This is a genomic window from Streptomyces sp. NBC_00464 (genome assembly GCF_036013915.1).
Taxonomy (GTDB): domain Bacteria; phylum Actinomycetota; class Actinomycetes; order Streptomycetales; family Streptomycetaceae; genus Streptomyces.
Genome location: NZ_CP107899.1, coordinates 3,855,373 through 3,870,164 on the forward strand (window position 1 = coordinate 3,855,373; position 14,792 = coordinate 3,870,164).

General features: G+C 69.6%; 16 protein-coding genes. 8 read left to right on the top strand and 8 right to left on the bottom strand.

Going from position 1 to position 14,792, the window contains the following annotated elements:
* Positions 1 to 27: 27 nt before the first annotated feature.
* The 3 genes from OG912_RS17385 to OG912_RS17395 form a co-directional block, all read right to left on the bottom strand.
* Complete coding sequence (locus OG912_RS17385; RefSeq protein ID WP_326737356.1) at positions 28 to 639, bottom strand: PadR family transcriptional regulator; 612 nt, start codon at positions 637 to 639, stop codon at positions 28 to 30.
* 85 nt (positions 640 to 724) lie between these two features.
* A complete protein-coding gene (locus tag OG912_RS17390; protein WP_326737355.1) occupies positions 725 to 988 on the bottom strand; it encodes a hypothetical protein in 264 nt (87 codons plus the stop codon).
* A gap of 609 nt (positions 989 to 1,597) precedes the next feature.
* Positions 1,598 to 3,250: a protein kinase domain-containing protein gene (locus OG912_RS17395; protein WP_327710139.1), complete on the bottom strand. Its 1,653-nt coding sequence runs from the start codon at positions 3,248 to 3,250 to the stop codon at positions 1,598 to 1,600.
* 295 nt (positions 3,251 to 3,545) lie between these two features.
* Between OG912_RS17395 and OG912_RS17400 the strand changes: the two genes are divergently transcribed.
* The gene (locus tag OG912_RS17400) at positions 3,546 to 5,150 is read left to right on the top strand and encodes a protein kinase domain-containing protein (RefSeq protein WP_327710140.1); all 1,605 of its coding nucleotides are present in this window, start codon (positions 3,546 to 3,548) and stop codon (positions 5,148 to 5,150) included.
* A 7-nt stretch (positions 5,151 to 5,157) separates the two neighbouring features.
* Here OG912_RS17400 and OG912_RS17405 read toward each other — a convergent pair whose 3' ends face one another.
* The 3 genes from OG912_RS17405 to OG912_RS17415 all read right to left on the bottom strand — a co-directional run bounded on the left by OG912_RS17405 (position 5,158) and on the right by OG912_RS17415 (position 7,428).
* On the bottom strand, positions 5,158 to 6,147 hold the full coding sequence (locus OG912_RS17405; RefSeq protein ID WP_327713458.1) for a phosphotransferase: 990 nt from the start codon (positions 6,145 to 6,147) through the stop codon (positions 5,158 to 5,160).
* A 63-nt stretch (positions 6,148 to 6,210) separates the two neighbouring features.
* Positions 6,211 to 6,639: a pyridoxamine 5'-phosphate oxidase family protein gene (locus tag OG912_RS17410; protein WP_327710141.1), complete on the bottom strand. Its 429-nt coding sequence runs from the start codon at positions 6,637 to 6,639 to the stop codon at positions 6,211 to 6,213.
* 129 nt (positions 6,640 to 6,768) lie between these two features.
* The gene (locus OG912_RS17415; protein ID WP_326737351.1) at positions 6,769 to 7,428 is read right to left on the bottom strand and encodes a response regulator transcription factor; all 660 of its coding nucleotides are present in this window, start codon (positions 7,426 to 7,428) and stop codon (positions 6,769 to 6,771) included.
* A gap of 340 nt (positions 7,429 to 7,768) precedes the next feature.
* Between OG912_RS17415 and pdhA the strand changes: the two genes are divergently transcribed.
* The 4 genes from pdhA (at position 7,769) to OG912_RS17435 (ending at position 12,128) form a co-directional block, all read left to right on the top strand.
* Positions 7,769 to 8,932 carry a pyruvate dehydrogenase (acetyl-transferring) E1 component subunit alpha gene (gene pdhA, locus OG912_RS17420; protein ID WP_326737350.1) on the top strand — a complete coding sequence of 388 codons (1,164 nt, stop codon included), beginning with the start codon at positions 7,769 to 7,771 and terminating at the stop codon, positions 8,930 to 8,932.
* A 2-nt stretch (positions 8,933 to 8,934) separates the two neighbouring features.
* The gene (locus tag OG912_RS17425; protein WP_327710142.1) at positions 8,935 to 9,915 is read left to right on the top strand and encodes an alpha-ketoacid dehydrogenase subunit beta; all 981 of its coding nucleotides are present in this window, start codon (positions 8,935 to 8,937) and stop codon (positions 9,913 to 9,915) included.
* A gap of 10 nt (positions 9,916 to 9,925) precedes the next feature.
* On the top strand, positions 9,926 to 11,353 hold the full coding sequence (locus OG912_RS17430) for a dihydrolipoamide acetyltransferase family protein (RefSeq protein WP_327710144.1): 1,428 nt from the start codon (positions 9,926 to 9,928) through the stop codon (positions 11,351 to 11,353).
* A gap of 238 nt (positions 11,354 to 11,591) precedes the next feature.
* Complete coding sequence (locus OG912_RS17435) at positions 11,592 to 12,128, top strand: hypothetical protein (RefSeq protein ID WP_327713459.1); 537 nt, start codon at positions 11,592 to 11,594, stop codon at positions 12,126 to 12,128.
* A gap of 38 nt (positions 12,129 to 12,166) precedes the next feature.
* Here the strand turns inward: OG912_RS17435 and OG912_RS17440 are convergent, their stop codons facing one another.
* Both OG912_RS17440 and OG912_RS17445 read right to left on the bottom strand, forming a co-directional pair.
* Positions 12,167 to 12,649 (bottom strand): DUF5959 family protein, encoded by a 483-nt coding sequence (locus tag OG912_RS17440; RefSeq protein ID WP_327710145.1) that lies wholly within the window; start codon positions 12,647 to 12,649, stop codon positions 12,167 to 12,169.
* 151 nt (positions 12,650 to 12,800) lie between these two features.
* Positions 12,801 to 13,289 carry an ATP-binding protein gene (locus OG912_RS17445; protein ID WP_327710146.1) on the bottom strand — a complete coding sequence of 163 codons (489 nt, stop codon included), beginning with the start codon at positions 13,287 to 13,289 and terminating at the stop codon, positions 12,801 to 12,803.
* A gap of 208 nt (positions 13,290 to 13,497) precedes the next feature.
* Between OG912_RS17445 and OG912_RS17450 the strand changes: the two genes are divergently transcribed.
* Genes OG912_RS17450 through OG912_RS17460 form a run of 3 tightly spaced genes read left to right on the top strand, consistent with a single transcriptional unit; the run spans position 13,498 to position 14,770 of the window.
* The gene (locus OG912_RS17450) at positions 13,498 to 14,376 is read left to right on the top strand and encodes a helix-turn-helix domain-containing protein (protein WP_327710147.1); all 879 of its coding nucleotides are present in this window, start codon (positions 13,498 to 13,500) and stop codon (positions 14,374 to 14,376) included.
* 2 nt (positions 14,377 to 14,378) lie between these two features.
* A complete protein-coding gene (locus tag OG912_RS17455) occupies positions 14,379 to 14,579 on the top strand; it encodes a DUF397 domain-containing protein (protein WP_327710148.1) in 201 nt (66 codons plus the stop codon).
* Between the two features lie 11 nt (positions 14,580 to 14,590).
* On the top strand, positions 14,591 to 14,770 hold the full coding sequence (locus OG912_RS17460) for a DUF397 domain-containing protein (protein ID WP_327710149.1): 180 nt from the start codon (positions 14,591 to 14,593) through the stop codon (positions 14,768 to 14,770).
* Positions 14,771 to 14,792 lie beyond the last annotated feature (22 nt).

A 14,792-nucleotide genomic window follows, 5' to 3' on the forward strand; every position in this document is an offset into this window, starting at 1 on the left:
CGTGGCTGAGCGACGTGGGACGCCGGCTCAGCGGCGGGCGCGGGGCCGGGAGGCGGCGCGTGCTCCGCTGCGCGGGGGCGCGGTCGCCTCGGGCTCCGTGGCGGCGGCCTCGGCGAGCCGGACCAGCCGGGACTCGCAGTGGTCCAGCCAGCGGGCCTCGGCCTCGGCCTGGAAGATCAGCTGTTCCAGTACGAGCAGCCAGGCGACCTCGTCGCGGTTGGCGGGCACGTCGGTGAGTGCCTGCGCCTTGAGACGGGTGTAGTCCTGCATGGCCTTCACCGTGTGGTGGCGCTGGGACTGGATGACGGCCCGGATGTCGACCCCGGGGGCGCCGACGGCCATGGCGAGCTTGATGGCCAGTTCGTCGCGGGGCGGGCTGCTCCGGTCGACGGGTGTCTCGAACCAGGTACGCAGCTCGGTCCGTCCGTCGTCGCTGATGGAGTAGAGAGCGTGCCCCTGGTCGTCCTCGCCGTCCTGGACGACCAGGTTGTCGCGCTCCAGCCTGCTCAGCGTCGTGTACACCTGCCCGACGTTGAGCGGCCAGGTGGAGCCGGTGCGCGACTCGAACTCGGTGCGGAGCTGAGAGCCGTACCGAGGGCCTCGCTCCAGGAGGGCCAGCAGCCCGTGGCGGATCGACATACTGAGTATGTATACCGAGTATGTTGATGAATGCAAGTCTCCGCGGACCGCTGCCGGGGCGGTCGCCCCCTCCGCCGCGCGGCGCTCAGCCGGAACGGCGCATACGGAAGGCGAGGAAGCCGATACCCATTCCGACCAGGGCGATTCCGGCACCGAGCGACACCTGCTGGACCTGCTCGACTGCCGGTCCCTCAAGGGCCTGCTGCGACATCCGGCCGGTTCCGGGGGATGTGCTCGTCTCCGGAGTGAAGGCCGGATCGGCGGCGGGCAGTGTCGCCGGCGGGTCCTTCTCGGCCTCGTCCTCGGCCTCGTCCAGGGCATCGGCCCGTGCGAGCTCCTTGGGTGTCATCGTCCTCCCGGGCCGCGGCCGCCCCTCCCCGGCGGGCCACCCGGCCAACGGCGACCCGGCGCTGTCCGGACGCGGTGATCCGGCGCTGGGCGAAGGCGGTGCGGAGCCCGAGGGGGACCCCGGAGGGGAGGCCGTGGGTGCGGGGTGCGCGGGCGCGGCCGAGGGAGTGGCAGACGCGCCGGGGTGCGATGCGGAAGGGGCCACCGACGGCGAAACGTACGGCGGTACGGACGGCACAGGGGACACGAGCGGCACGGACGGAACAACGGACGGCGACCCGGATGCCGAAGGGGACGGCGACCCGGATGCCGGAATGGGGGACGGGAGGAGTGCCCTCGCCCCCACGGACGCGCCGCCCTGCGCAACGGAGGGCCCGGCATGCGCGGCCCCCGCACCCGTCATGGCCCCCAGTACCGCGGCTGCCGTCAGTGCCAGGCAGGCCGCGCACCTTGAGGGCCGTGAGGCGAGGTGTCCTGAAGCCATGACGCCAGCGTCACATGTGACGGTATGTCCGGCATCTCAGGTGATGCGGACGGATGGCGTCCCAGGTGATGCGGACGGATGGCGTCCCAGGCGATGCGGACGGACGTACGGGGCCGAGCCGCACCCCTACGCCGGGTCGCCCGTCGCGATACGCAGCTCGAAGTGGGCGCCCACCTTGGACACGGCGGTTCCGGACGTGGGGAACTGGTCGATGACCTGGTCCTCCGCGTACGCGTTCCCGGGGACCTTGATCTGCTTGATGGTCCAGCCGGCCGCGTCCGCGCAGGCGCGCACCGAGAGGATGTCCTTGTAGAGGAAGCTCGGGGCGTCGACCTTGTTCGGGTCGTCGTCGTCCTCGTACGCGTCCGTGCACTTGTCGGTGTCAATCGTCCGGTTCCGCTCCGGATCCTTGTGGTCAACGGCCGGGGACTCGCTCGACGAGGCGTCGGTGCCGCCCTTGCCCGGGTCGTCGTCCTTCAGCGCGAGCGCCGTGATCAGGCCGCCGATCGCGATCAGGGCGACCACGATCGAGCCGACGATCACCGGCATGTTCCGCTGGGAGCCGCCGCCCGAGGACGGGGCATGCGTCTGCGGCGAGACCGTGTACGGAGTCGGGGCATGCTGCTGCATCGGCGACATCGCCGCCGGCGTCTGGTACGCCGGAGCCGACTGCGGATACCCGTACGACGGTGCCGGGGTGGGCGCCGGCGTCGGCACGCCGTAGGGGCCGGGCTGCTGCTGCGACTGGTAGGGGCCCGGCTGGTACGGCGTCTGGACGTTCGGCGCCGGGGTGGACTGGTCGACCGGCGGGAAGACGGCCGAGCCGACCCCCGAGCCGCTGTTCGACGGTGCGCCCGTGCCGCTGACGATCACGGGGGCGCCCGTCTGCCCGCTCGCGTTCAGCACGCGCGCGATCTCGTCCTGCATCGCGGCGGCGCTCGGGAAGCGCTCGTTGGGGTTCTTCTTCAGGGCGCGGGCGACGAGGGCGTCCATCGCCGGGGTGATCGACCGGTTGATGGTGGAGGGGGCGACCGGCTCCTCCTGCACATGCGCGTACGCGATGGCGAGCGGGGAGTCCGCGTCGAAGGGGATACGGCCGGTCAGCAGCTGGAAGAGCATGATGCCGACGGAATACAGGTCGGAACGGGCGTCCACCCCACGGCCGAGGGCCTGTTCGGGGGAGAGGTACTGCGGGGTGCCGACGACCATGCCGGTCTGCGTCATCGACGTGACACCCGACTGCATGGCGCGGGCGATGCCGAAGTCCATGACCTTCACGATGCCGCGCTTGGTCACCATCACGTTGCCGGGCTTGATGTCGCGGTGGACCAGGCCCATTTCGTGGCTGGTGTCCAGGGCGGCCAGCACGTCGGCCGTCACCTTGAGTGCCTTGTCGGCGGGCATCGCACCGTAGTTGCGGATGTCCGTCTGAAGGACGGAGCCGAGCGGCTGCCCCTCGACGTACTCCATGACGATGTACGGCATCAGCGCGCCGCCGAGCTCGTCCTCGCCGGTGTCGAAGACGGAGACGATGTTGGTGTGCTGGAGCTTGGCGACCGCCTGGGCCTCGCGCCGGAAGCGCTCGCGGAACGACTGCTCGCGGCCGAGCTCCGTGTGGAGCGTCTTGATCGCGACCTGCCGGTCGAGAGCGGAGTCGTAAGCCAGATATACGGAGGCCATCCCGCCTTCGCCCAGCAGATCACGCAGCTGGTAGCGGCCACCGGCGACCGAACCGCCCGCGTAGCGACCCTGGGCACCCTGTGCGCCGTCCTGGCTCATGACTTGCTTCCCCCTAGGGCCGCGCGACCGCGCGAAGATCCGTATTACTGGCCAAGTCTGCCCGAGGGGTACGACACGTCAAGCCAGGTGCCCGTTCCGTGACCCTACGCACAAGAAGCGTCTCGGAAGCGTTACAGGAACCGCATCGAATTTGCGTGTGGGGCACGCCAGCCGGTTGGATGGCCCGTCCCTCTCGGAAACGGTGTGTCCGACGAAGGCTGTAGCGTGACGTGGCAATGCAGCAAGGCACCGTGAGAACCCGCGGACGCGCGGACAGAAACGACGGCGAGGACTGATGGCACCCGAACCCGAAGCAAACGGCGGCGGAGTTCCGGATGGCACCGACGCCTGGGGCATCGGCGGTGTCGTCGGCGACGGACGCTACCGGCTGACCGGCCGCCTGGGCCGGGGCGGCATGGCCGAGGTCTTCGCGGCCGAGGACGTCCGGCTGGGACGTACGGTCGCGGTGAAACTGCTGCGCTCCGATCTTGCCGAGGACCCGGTCTCCAAGGCCCGGTTCACGCGTGAGGCGCAGTCGGTCGCCGGCCTCAACCACCATGCGGTGGTGGCGGTGTACGACTCCGGCGAGGACACCGTGGCCGGTCAGACGGTCCCGTACATCGTCATGGAGCTCGTCGAGGGCCGCACCATCCGTGACCTGCTGCTCAATGCCGAGGCCCCGCCTCCGGAGCAGGCGTTGATCATCGTCTCCGGGGTGCTGGAGGCGTTGGCCTACTCACACCAGCACGGAATCGTGCACCGGGACATCAAGCCGGCCAACGTGATCATCACGCACTCCGGCGCGGTCAAGGTGATGGACTTCGGCATCGCCCGTGCGCTGCACGGCGCCCAGTCGACGATGACCCAGACCGGCATGGTCATGGGGACGCCGCAGTACCTCTCCCCCGAGCAGGCGCTGGGCAAGGCCGTCGACCACCGCTCCGACCTCTACGCCACCGGCTGTCTGCTGTACGAACTCCTCGCACTGCGGCCCCCGTTCACGGGCGAAACGCCACTCTCCGTTGTATATCAGCACGTTCAGGACATTCCGGTCCCGCCATCGGAGGTCTCGCAGGGGGCGGTGCCGCCGGAGCTCGACGGGCTCGTCATGCGCTCGCTCGCGAAGGACCCGGACGACCGGTTCCAGAGCGCCGAGGAGATGCGCGGACTGGTTCAGTACAGCCTGCAGATGCTCCAGGTGCAGGGCGGTCACACCGGTACGTGGAACACGGGCCCCGTCGTGATGAACGACGGCTCGGGCACCCCGCCCCGGGGCATGACCGGCTCCACCCGCGCGATGGGTGGCTACCAGCAGTACGGGGACACCTCGCAGGGCCCGATCCTGCCGCCGATGAACCCGGACGACGGGGGTTACGACGGCGGCAGCACCCGGCAGGGCGGTGGCGGCCGCGGCAAGATGTGGCTGTTCGTCGTGCTCGCCCTGATCGCGATCGGTGTGGGTGTCGCCTTCGCGGTCAACGCGGCGAAGGGCGACGGCGGGAAGCACGAGGCGCCGCCCGCCTCGACGTCCAGCGAGCCCTCTCCGACGAAGACGTCGGCCTCGCCGACCGACGAGGAGACGACGCAGGACACCGAACAGCCGGGGAACTCCACGGGCGATCAGCAGGAGACGCCCGAACAGCCTTCGTACACCCCGTCGTACACCCCGAGCGAGTCGGTCGAGCCGACGCCCAGTGCCACTCCGACCGAGACGGCCACGGAGGGCACGGCGGTGGACGGGGGCACGAACAACGGGGGTACGGGCAACGAGACGCCGCCCCCGACCGACCCGACGACCGATCCGGGCACCGACGCGGGCGCCGACGCGGGCGCGGACGCCGGCGCGGACGCCGGGAACACCGCCGCCGGAGCCACCGAGGGCACCGGCACCACTCCGTAACACGCGCTCACCCCGTGAACGCGTCGCGCACCGCGGCGTATTCACGGGTCCACCAGACCGCCAGGGCCGACACCGCAGGGAACTGCGGGTCGGCCCTTCGGTCGTTCAGGCAGTAGCGCCAGTGCAGTATCCAGAAGTCGTTGAGCCGCTCCCACCACACCCGGTGCACCGCCGCGGCCAGTTCGTCCGCCCCCGCACCGGCCGCCCGCCGGTAGGCGCGTGCGTACGCCCGCACCTTCCCCAGCTCCAGCTCCCCGGCCGGCTGCACGAAGAAGATCGCCGCGGCCCGCACCGCCTCTTCCGCGCGCGGCTGCACCCCCAGCCGGTCCCAGTCCAGGATCGCCACCGGGTCGGCGCCCCGGTAGAGCACGTTCAGCGGGTGGAAGTCACCGTGCACCCAGCCGGTCGCCGGACCGTCCGGGGCGGGCGGGCGGCGGTCCGCGTGCTGTTCCAGCAGGGTGCGCCGCTCCAGGAGCCGGTGCTCGGCCAGTTCGTCGAAGGAGTCCCGGGGCCGGCGGTCGCGCGCCGCGGCCAGCAGCTCGTCGATCAGCGCGAACGTGTCGGCGGGATCGGGGCTCGCATGGCAGGTCCGCCCCCCGGCCCCCGCCCCCGCGTCCATCACCTGCTCAAGACCCGTGTGTACGGCTCCGAGCAGCGCCCCGAGGCGTAACGACTGGGCGACGGTGAGCTGGGCGCCTGCCCGGTGCAGTCCGTCGACCCAGGGGTGCAGGGCGTAACAGCGGCCGCCGATCTCGGTGACGGTGTCCCCGTCGCTGTCCACGACGGGCGGTGCGACGGGCACTCCGAGTGACTGGAGCCGCTGGGTGGCCCGGTGCTGGCGGACGATCGTGGCGCGGTCGCCGGTGGAGTCGTCCAGATGATGTTTGAGGAAGTAGGAACCGCGGGTCGTGGACACCCGGTAACCATGGTTGAGCAGGCCTTGGGCGAGGGGTTTGCAGGTGAGCGGCTCTCCGGCGTCCGGGTAGCGGCTCAGCACCTCGCCGACCGGGGGAACAGGCGGGAAGGTTACATATGAGCGCGGCACTCGCCAGATGTTAGATCACGCTACGTTGTGGATCCGCGGAGTTGCGTGGAAGCCCAGAGTGTGCACTGTGACGAAGTGCGGGTCGAGCCGGATGTAGGCCGGTTCGAAGGGTTCCCCGTTGACCTCGACCGGGGCGGGGCCGAGGAGCTCGCGCTGGGCGCAGGTCGGCTCGATGATCTGCGCGGGCCCGGTGAACTGCACGGACCACAGGTCGCGGCTGCCGGCCGAGGTGGCGGCGTTGTAGTTGTCCGCCCCGTACGCCACGACCGCGCCGTCGCAGGCGTCGTGGTGGCCGAGCCCGCTGTGCACGCGCAGGACGACGCGGCCGTCGGTGACGATGTGCCGGGCCACCGTCAGGATCGGGAGGGCTCGCATACTGGTCGCCAGCCGGCCGTAGGGGACCCGGCCGAGCAGCTGGATTGCGTGGAGTTCCTCGGAGGACATGCCCTCCACTGTCCGTCACCTGTGTGGACGGAATAAGAGGCCGCGGCCCCGGGTGGCACGGGACCAAAGTCCCGAAGATCATCGACGTCCGCGGCCCTTCCGCACATCTGTACGGGTTAGCTGTACGGGTCAGCGCCTCTCGGCCTGGAGCCGTGCCACGTAGGCGGCGGCCTGCGAGCGTCGTTCCATGCCCAGCTTGGACAGCAGGCTGGAGACATAGTTCTTGATCGTCTTCTCGGCGAGATGGAGCCGCTCACCGATCACCCGGTTCGTCAGTCCCTCGCCGATCAGATCCAGGATCTTGCGCTCCTGATCGGTGAGGCCCGCGAGTTTGTCGTCGCCGCGGCCCTTCTTTCCGTCGCGCAGCCGTTCCAGCACCCGCGCGGTGGCCACCGGGTCGAGCAGCGATTTCCCGGCCGCCACGTCCCGTACCGCATTCAGCAGCTCATTGCCGCGGATCGCCTTGAGCACATATCCGGACGCGCCCGCCATGATCGCGTCGAAGAGTGCCTCGTCGTCGGCGTACGAGGTCAGCATCAGGCAGTTGATGGACTCGTCCTGGGAACGGATCTCGCGGCAGACCTCCACTCCGCTGCCGTCCGGCAGCCGTACGTCGAGGACGGCGACATCGGGCCGGGTCGCGGGGATCCGTACCAGCGCGTCCGCTGCCGTACCGGCCTCGCCGACCACTTCGATGTCGTCCTCGGACGAGAGCAGCTCATGGACTCCGCGGCGGACGACTTCATGGTCGTCCAGCAGAAAAACAGTGATTTTTCCTTCTTTGCGCACAAACGCAGTCTCACACACTCCCCTCTTCCCTGCCGCTGTCGGGCGGGATAACGTGCCGTTGTTCCGGCGGCCTGCAAGGCTGTTACCAGTGCTGTGACCAGCGAGAGTTCCCGAATTCCTCGATTTACTTGGATATCCAAGCAAAATCGCAGGTCAGATAGGTTTTCGCAGTTACGCGAGGCACTGGGTAACGTGCCTTTTACAGGGCGCTCGCCGGGGCACCTGTCACGCCTGTTTCCCGGACCGAGCGGCACCCACCCCGTGCACGGGTACGGACACAGGCGAGCCGCACTGGTTTCCCGGCAGACCCCGGGGGCCGGACCGACGGAGGAGCACGCACGTGACCGTGGAGAGCACTGCTGCCGCGCGTAAACCGCGACGCAGCAGCAAGCGGACCAGCGCCGCGAAGACGCCCGCGAAGACATCACAGAGTTCCGGACCCGAGCTCGTACAGCTGCTGACGCCCGAGGGCGAGCGGGTCGAGCACCCGGACTACTCGATCGACCTGACCGAGGACGAGCTGCGCGGGCTGTACCGGGACATGGTCCTGACCCGCCGCTTCGACGCCGAGGCCACCGCACTGCAGCGCCAGGGCGAGCTGGGCCTGTGGGCCTCGCTGCTGGGCCAGGAGGCCGCGCAGATCGGCTCCGGCCGGGCGCTGCGCGACGACGACTACGTCTTCCCGACCTACCGCGAGCACGGCGTCGCCTGGTGCCGCGGCGTCGACCCGACCAACCTGCTCGGGATGTTCCGCGGTGTGAACCACGGCGGCTGGGACCCGAACACCAACAACTTCCACCTCTACACGATCGTCATCGGCTCCCAGACCCTGCACGCCACCGGCTACGCCATGGGCGTCGCCAAGGACGGTGCGGACTCGGCCGTGATCGCGTACTTCGGTGACGGCGCCTCCAGCCAGGGCGATGTCGCCGAGGCGTTCACCTTCTCCGCGGTCTACAACGCCCCCGTGGTGTTCTTCTGCCAGAACAACCAGTGGGCCATCTCCGAGCCGACCGAGAAGCAGACCCGGGTGCCGCTCTACCAGCGCGCCCAGGGCTTCGGCTTCCCCGGCGTCCGGGTCGACGGCAACGACGTACTGGCCTGCCTGGCCGTCACCAAGGCGGCTCTGGAGCGGGCCCGCCAGGGCGAGGGGCCCACCCTCGTCGAGGCGTTCACCTACCGGATGGGCGCGCACACCACCTCCGACGACCCGACGAAGTACCGGGCCGACGAGGAGCGCGCCTCCTGGGAGGCCAAGGACCCGATCCTGCGCCTGCGCACCTACCTGGAGAACGTGGGCGCCGCCGACGAGGCGTTCTTCACCGCTCTCGACGAGGAGAGCGAGACCCTCGGCAAGCGCGTCCGCGACGCCGTACGGTCCATGCCGCAACCCGACCGGATGGCGATCTTCGAGCACGCCTACGCCGACGGGAGCGCGCTCGTCGACGAGGAGCGCGCCCAGTTCGCCGCCTACCAGGCATCGTTCGCCGAGGAGGGCAAGTAGCCATGGCCATGGAAAAGATGTCCATCGCGAAGGCGCTCAACGAGTCGCTGCGCAAGGCCCTCGACACCGACCCCAAGGTCCTCATCATGGGTGAGGACGTCGGCAAGCTGGGCGGGGTCTTCCGGATCACCGACGGGCTCCAGAAGGACTTCGGCGAGGACCGGGTGATCGACACCCCGCTCGCCGAGTCCGGCATCGTCGGCACGGCGATCGGCCTGGCCCTGCGCGGCTACCGGCCCATCGTGGAGATCCAGTTCGACGGCTTCGTCTTCCCCGCGTACGACCAGATCGTCACGCAGCTCGCGAAGATGCACGCCCGCTCGCTCGGCAAGATCAAGCTGCCGGTCGTCGTGCGGATTCCGTACGGCGGCGGCATCGGCGCCGTGGAGCACCACAGCGAGTCGCCCGAGGCACTGTTCGCGCACGTCGCGGGCCTGAAGGTCGTCTCGCCCTCCAACGCGTCGGACGCGTACTGGATGATGCAGCAGGCCGTCCAGAGCGACGACCCGATCATCTTCTTCGAGCCGAAGCGCCGCTACTGGGACAAGGGCGAGCTCGACACCGAGTCCATCCCGGGCCAGCTGCACCGGGCGTCCGTCGCCCGCACCGGCACGGACCTCACGCTCGTCGCCTACGGCCCGATGGTGAAGGTCTGCCTGGAGGCCGCCGCGGCCGCCGAGGAGGAGGGCAAGTCGATCGAGGTCGTGGACCTGCGCTCGATGTCCCCGATCGACTTCGACGCCATCCAGACCTCGGTCGAGAAGACCCGCAGGCTGGTCGTGGTCCACGAGGCACCGGTGTTCTACGGCTCGGGCGCGGAGATCGCCGCTCGCATCACGGAGCGCTGCTTCTACCACCTGGAGGCACCCGTGCTGAGGGTCGGCGGCTACCACGTCCCGTACCCGCCGGCCCGGCTGGAGGACGAGTACCTCCCGGGTCTCGACCGCGTGCTCGACGCCGTCGACCGCTCGCTGGCGTACTGAGGACGGGGACGTGACAACGATGACCGACACTTCCAACGCTGCTCGCTTCCGCGAGTTCAAGATGCCCGACGTGGGCGAGGGACTGACCGAGGCCGAGATCCTCAAGTGGTTCGTCCAGCCCGGCGACACCGTCACCGACGGCCAGGTCGTCTGCGAGGTCGAGACGGCGAAGGCGGCCGTGGAGCTGCCCATCCCGTTCGACGGCGTGGTGCACGAGCTGCGCTTCCCCGAGGGCACGACCGTCGACGTCGGCCAGGTGATCATCGCGGTGGACGTGGCACCGGGTTCCGGCGACGAGGCCCCCGCTCCCGCCGCCGCGCCCGCCGCAGCCGAGCCCGCGCCCGCCGCGGAGCCGGAGGCCGAGGCGCCCAAGGCCCGCCAGCCCGTCCTGGTGGGTTACGGCGTCGCCGAGTCCTCCACCAAGCGGCGCGCCCGCAAGGGCACGGAGGCGGCCCCCGCGGCCGCGGCCACGGCGATCCAGGGCGAGATGAACGGCCACGGCACCGGCCACACCGCGGTCGCCGAGACCCGCCCGCTCGCCAAGCCGCCGGTCCGCAAGCTGGCCAAGGACCTGGGCATCGACCTGGCGACGGTCACCCCGACCGGCGAGGGCGGCGTCGTCACCCGCGAGGACGTGCACGCGGCGGCGACGCCGACGCCCGCCCCCGCACCGGCGCAGCCCGAGGCCCCGGCCCCGGTCGAGGCTCCGGCCCAGGCGGTGGCGCCCTCCGTGACCGCCCGCGAGACGCGTATCCCCGTCAAGGGCGTACGCAAGGCGATCGCGCAGGCGATGGTCGGCAGCGCGTTCACGGCGCCGCACGTCACGGAGTTCGTGACCATCGACGTGACGCGCACGATGAAGCTCGTGGCGGAGCTCAAGGAGGACAAGGACATGGCGGGGGTGCGGGTCAACCCGCTCCTGATCATCGCCAAGGCCCTCCTGGTCGCGATCAAGCGGAACCCCGAGGTCAACGCCGCCTGGGACGAGGCGAACCAGGAGATCGTGCAGAAGCACTACGTCAACCTGGGCATCGCCGCCGCCACCCCGCGCGGACTCATCGTCCCGAACATCAAGGACGCGCACGACCAGACGCTGCCGCAGCTGGCCGCGTCCCTGGGCGAGCTGGTCTCCACGGCCCGCGAGGGCAAGACGTCCCCCGCCGCGATGGCGGGCGGCACGGTGACCATCACCAACGTCGGCGTCTTCGGCGTCGACACGGGCACGCCGATCCTGAACCCGGGCGAGTCCGCGATCCTCGCGGTCGGCGCGATCAAGCTCCAGCCCTGGGTCCACAAGGGCAAGGTGAAGCCCCGTCAGGTGACCACGCTGGCCCTGTCGTTCGACCACCGCCTGGTCGACGGCGAGCTCGGCTCCAAGGTCCTGGCGGACGTCGCCGCGATCCTGGAGCAGCCGAAGCGGCTGATCACCTGGGGGTAGTCGCCCCGGTGGTACGTGTATGAGGTGGGCCCGCGAGACGTTCGCGCGGGCCCACCGGCATGTCCGGGGACCGGGGGCGAGTTCGGCGAAGGGGGCGGTCTCGTCCAGGGCGCGCGGAAGGATACCGGGCCGCCCCGAACCCCGCTGCCGTAGCGGAGACAATCCACGACCGGTCTCGCCGCCCTACTAGTCTGCGGACTCCGCGCGCTGTCCGGCGCAGCTGACCGAGGAGGAAGCTCTGTCAACGAGTTGCGATCCCCAGCACGCTCCCGCCGGTGATGTGGGCGCGGCGCTCATGATGATCGACTCCCGGCTCAAGAGCGTGTACGACGGCACCACCGAGACCGACGCCGAACAGCGGTTGCTGGTCGAGCAGTTCATCGCTTCACTCGGCCCCGGGGAGGCCGAGGACGTACTGGACGGCACGTGCACGCTCATCTACATGTTCATGGTGTGGCTGCGGAAGGCCCATGAGGCCCACGACAAGGACGTCATCGAGTACGTGGTGCCCACCCTCGTGGCCTCGATGCGCATGATGCCCAAGAGTGTCGGCCCCGAGGTCATCCCCACCATGGCCGGCCTGGTCGTCGCCGCGGGCACCGGCCTCAGCCCCAGCCTGTGGCGCAAGCAGTACGGGGACTGGACCGAGGCGGAGATGACCCCCCTGGAGGCCACCGCCTTCCTGCTCGCGGAGCAGATCAACCGCATCACCGACGACCACGACTTCGCCACCCGCATGATCGCCGAAGCCCTGACCCGCGCGGACGAGGGCTGACGGGTCACGCCTTCGCCTGCTCGTCTGCGGCACGTCGGTCAGAGGCGTGCACCACGGTGATGCTGTGCGTCGGTGCCGAGAACAGCTCGGGCCGCCGACAGCCGCTGCCTGGAGTCGGCTATCCAGTCTCCGCGCATGTCGAGCGGCACCGAGACGACGATCTGGGTGCTGGTTCCGTCGTGGACTTCCACCACGTAGGGGTCGTCAGCTATGAACCGGAGGTATGCGGTACGGCCTTCTCGGGGCCAGTCCGCCGTGAAGGCCTCGTCGAGGCCGATCTCCTGCTCGACCTCCTCGATGGCGTCGAGAAGGTTCCCCCAGTCCGAAAGGTCCTCGGAATCGAACCCGAGGTAGACCGTTCCGTTCACGAAGCCGCTGGTGACGACGGCCTCCGCGTCGTAGCGCTGGACGCCCGCGCTCCGGCCGGTGGGTTGGGTCGACCGAAGCCGGACGATGACGCTCTGAGTGGGGTCGACCAGGCGTATCAGCTCGATCGCGTCGGGCTGGGTGTTCGCTTCCATGGCCGGGAAGCTACGGCAGGCGATCGGGAACGCCCGCGCCGGGTGTGCGTTACGCAGCGGTTCCGTTGGAGGAAGCGACGCTGCCCGGAATTGGGAGAGATATAGGCGCTCGCACATGCGCCTGAGGCCGCCCCTGCGGTATGCGTCGCGCCTACTTCTCTTCCATTTCCTCGGGGACTCCTGCTGGTGTCTCCGTCCGTTTCCTCAGGGTCAGTTCGGCGAAGACGGTCTTGCCGACGGTGCGTGGCTCGATGCCCCAGCGGTCGGCGAGCCGGGTGACGATGAGGAGCCCTCGCCCGTAACAGTCGTCGGCGCCCGCCTCGCGGAGTCCGGGGAGTCGCTCGCCGCGGGGATCGCTGACCTCGATACGGAGGGTGGTGGCGGTGAGGATGAGGTGTACCCGGAAGAGCCGGCCCCGCATGCAGCCGTGGAGTAAGGCGTTGGTGGCCAACTCGCTGACGAGGAGGCCGGCTTCGCCCGCGTGGTGGGGGTGCCCCCACTCGGTGACCAGTCGTGCGGCGCGGCGGCGGCAGAGGGTGACGCTGCGGGCGGTGGGCGTGTAGTCGAGGCGGTCCTCTTGGAGCGGGGGTTCCGGGGTGGGGTCGGGCTCGGGAGCGGGGGCTTGTTGGGTTGCGGTCATGGTCGCGTGCCTCCGTTGTGCGGGCGGTGGCGATGTCGCTCCTGCGCTGGGCAGGGCGGTGCACTTCCGCCGGTCTGCTCCGCTGTGTGAGCGGCGTGATGCCGAACGTAGCGAGCCGTCCCGGGCGAGTGCAAGTGAAACGGGGACACTTGTCCCTAACGAGGGATGGTGGTCGACGACCCGCACTGCGGGAGGTGACACTGGTGCCGTGAATCGAGCGACTCCGCAAGGCAATAGGTCGTCAACTGTTCTGGGACGCAGGCTCGGTAGCGAGCTGTTGCGCCTGCGGGACGCATCAGGGAAGACGCAGCAGCAGGCTGCCCAGGTCATCAGCGCGACCAATTCGAAGATCGTGAAGATGGAGCGCGGATGGGTTCCCATGAGGGACCCGGACGTGCGCGCCCTCTGCGAGTTCTACGGTCTTGAGGATGCGAGGCTCGTCGGCCGTCTGCTGGAGGTGGCCCGGCTGGATCGGGAACGCCGCAAGGCGAAGGGCTGGTGGAACCAGTACCCGGAGCTGCGCTCGCTGGTTGAGTACGTTGCGCTCGAAGACATCGCGACGGCGGTCAGGACCTGGCAAGGGGCTTTCGTGCCGGGACTGCTTCAGACGCCGGACTACGCTCGGGCGCTTGCGGTCGGCAATGCGGACTGGGACGACCCGGACGAGATCGAGCGGTTCGTCGAAGCGAAGATTGCCCGGCAGGCGCGCCTCACGGACGGAAGCCCGCTCATGCTGTGGGCGATCGTCTCCGAAGGCGCCCTGCGGCAGTTGGTCGGTGGGCGCGAGGTGATGCGTACGCAGTTGGCGCGGTTGTCGGAGGTGGCCGCCGAGCCAAATGTCACGGTGCAGGTTGTCCCCTTCCTTGCCGGCTCGCACCCAGGCATGACCAGCGCTTTTAGCGTCGTATCGTTTGGCGAACCAGGTGCGATGGACGTGGTCTACATGGACACCACGTCGTCTACGCTGTGGCTGGAGAGCGAGACGGACGCCGCACGCCACAACGTCACGTTCGGTCGCATCGCCAGAAACGGACTCGCTCCCCGCGATTCCATCGCTCTTATCGGGCGTATTCGCAAGGAGTTGTAGCCGTGCCGCACTTCGAGTTCGTCAAGTCCAGCTACAGCAGTGGTAATGGCGAGTGCGTCGAAGTAGCCCGCAATGTCCCTGTCACCGTCGCCATCCGCGACTCCAAGTTGCCTGGTGGGGGCGTACTGGTGGTCGCCCCTGCTGCGTGGGACGCTTTCCGGAACGGGTTGAGTGAACCTTCCGTGGTGGGGTTCGCGTACTGAGGGGCGAACGAATGGCGGAGCGCCGTTTCACGAAGTCCAGCTACAGCGCGACGTCCAGCGAATGCGTCGAGGTCGCCCGCAACATCCCCGGCACCGTCGCCGTCCGCGACTCCAAACGGGCCGCCGGCCCCGTCCTCCTCCTCGCCCCCGCCGCATGGGACGCCTTCCAGGCGGGCCTGCGACGGGCATAGGCGCCGGCCGGCGGGCCCACAG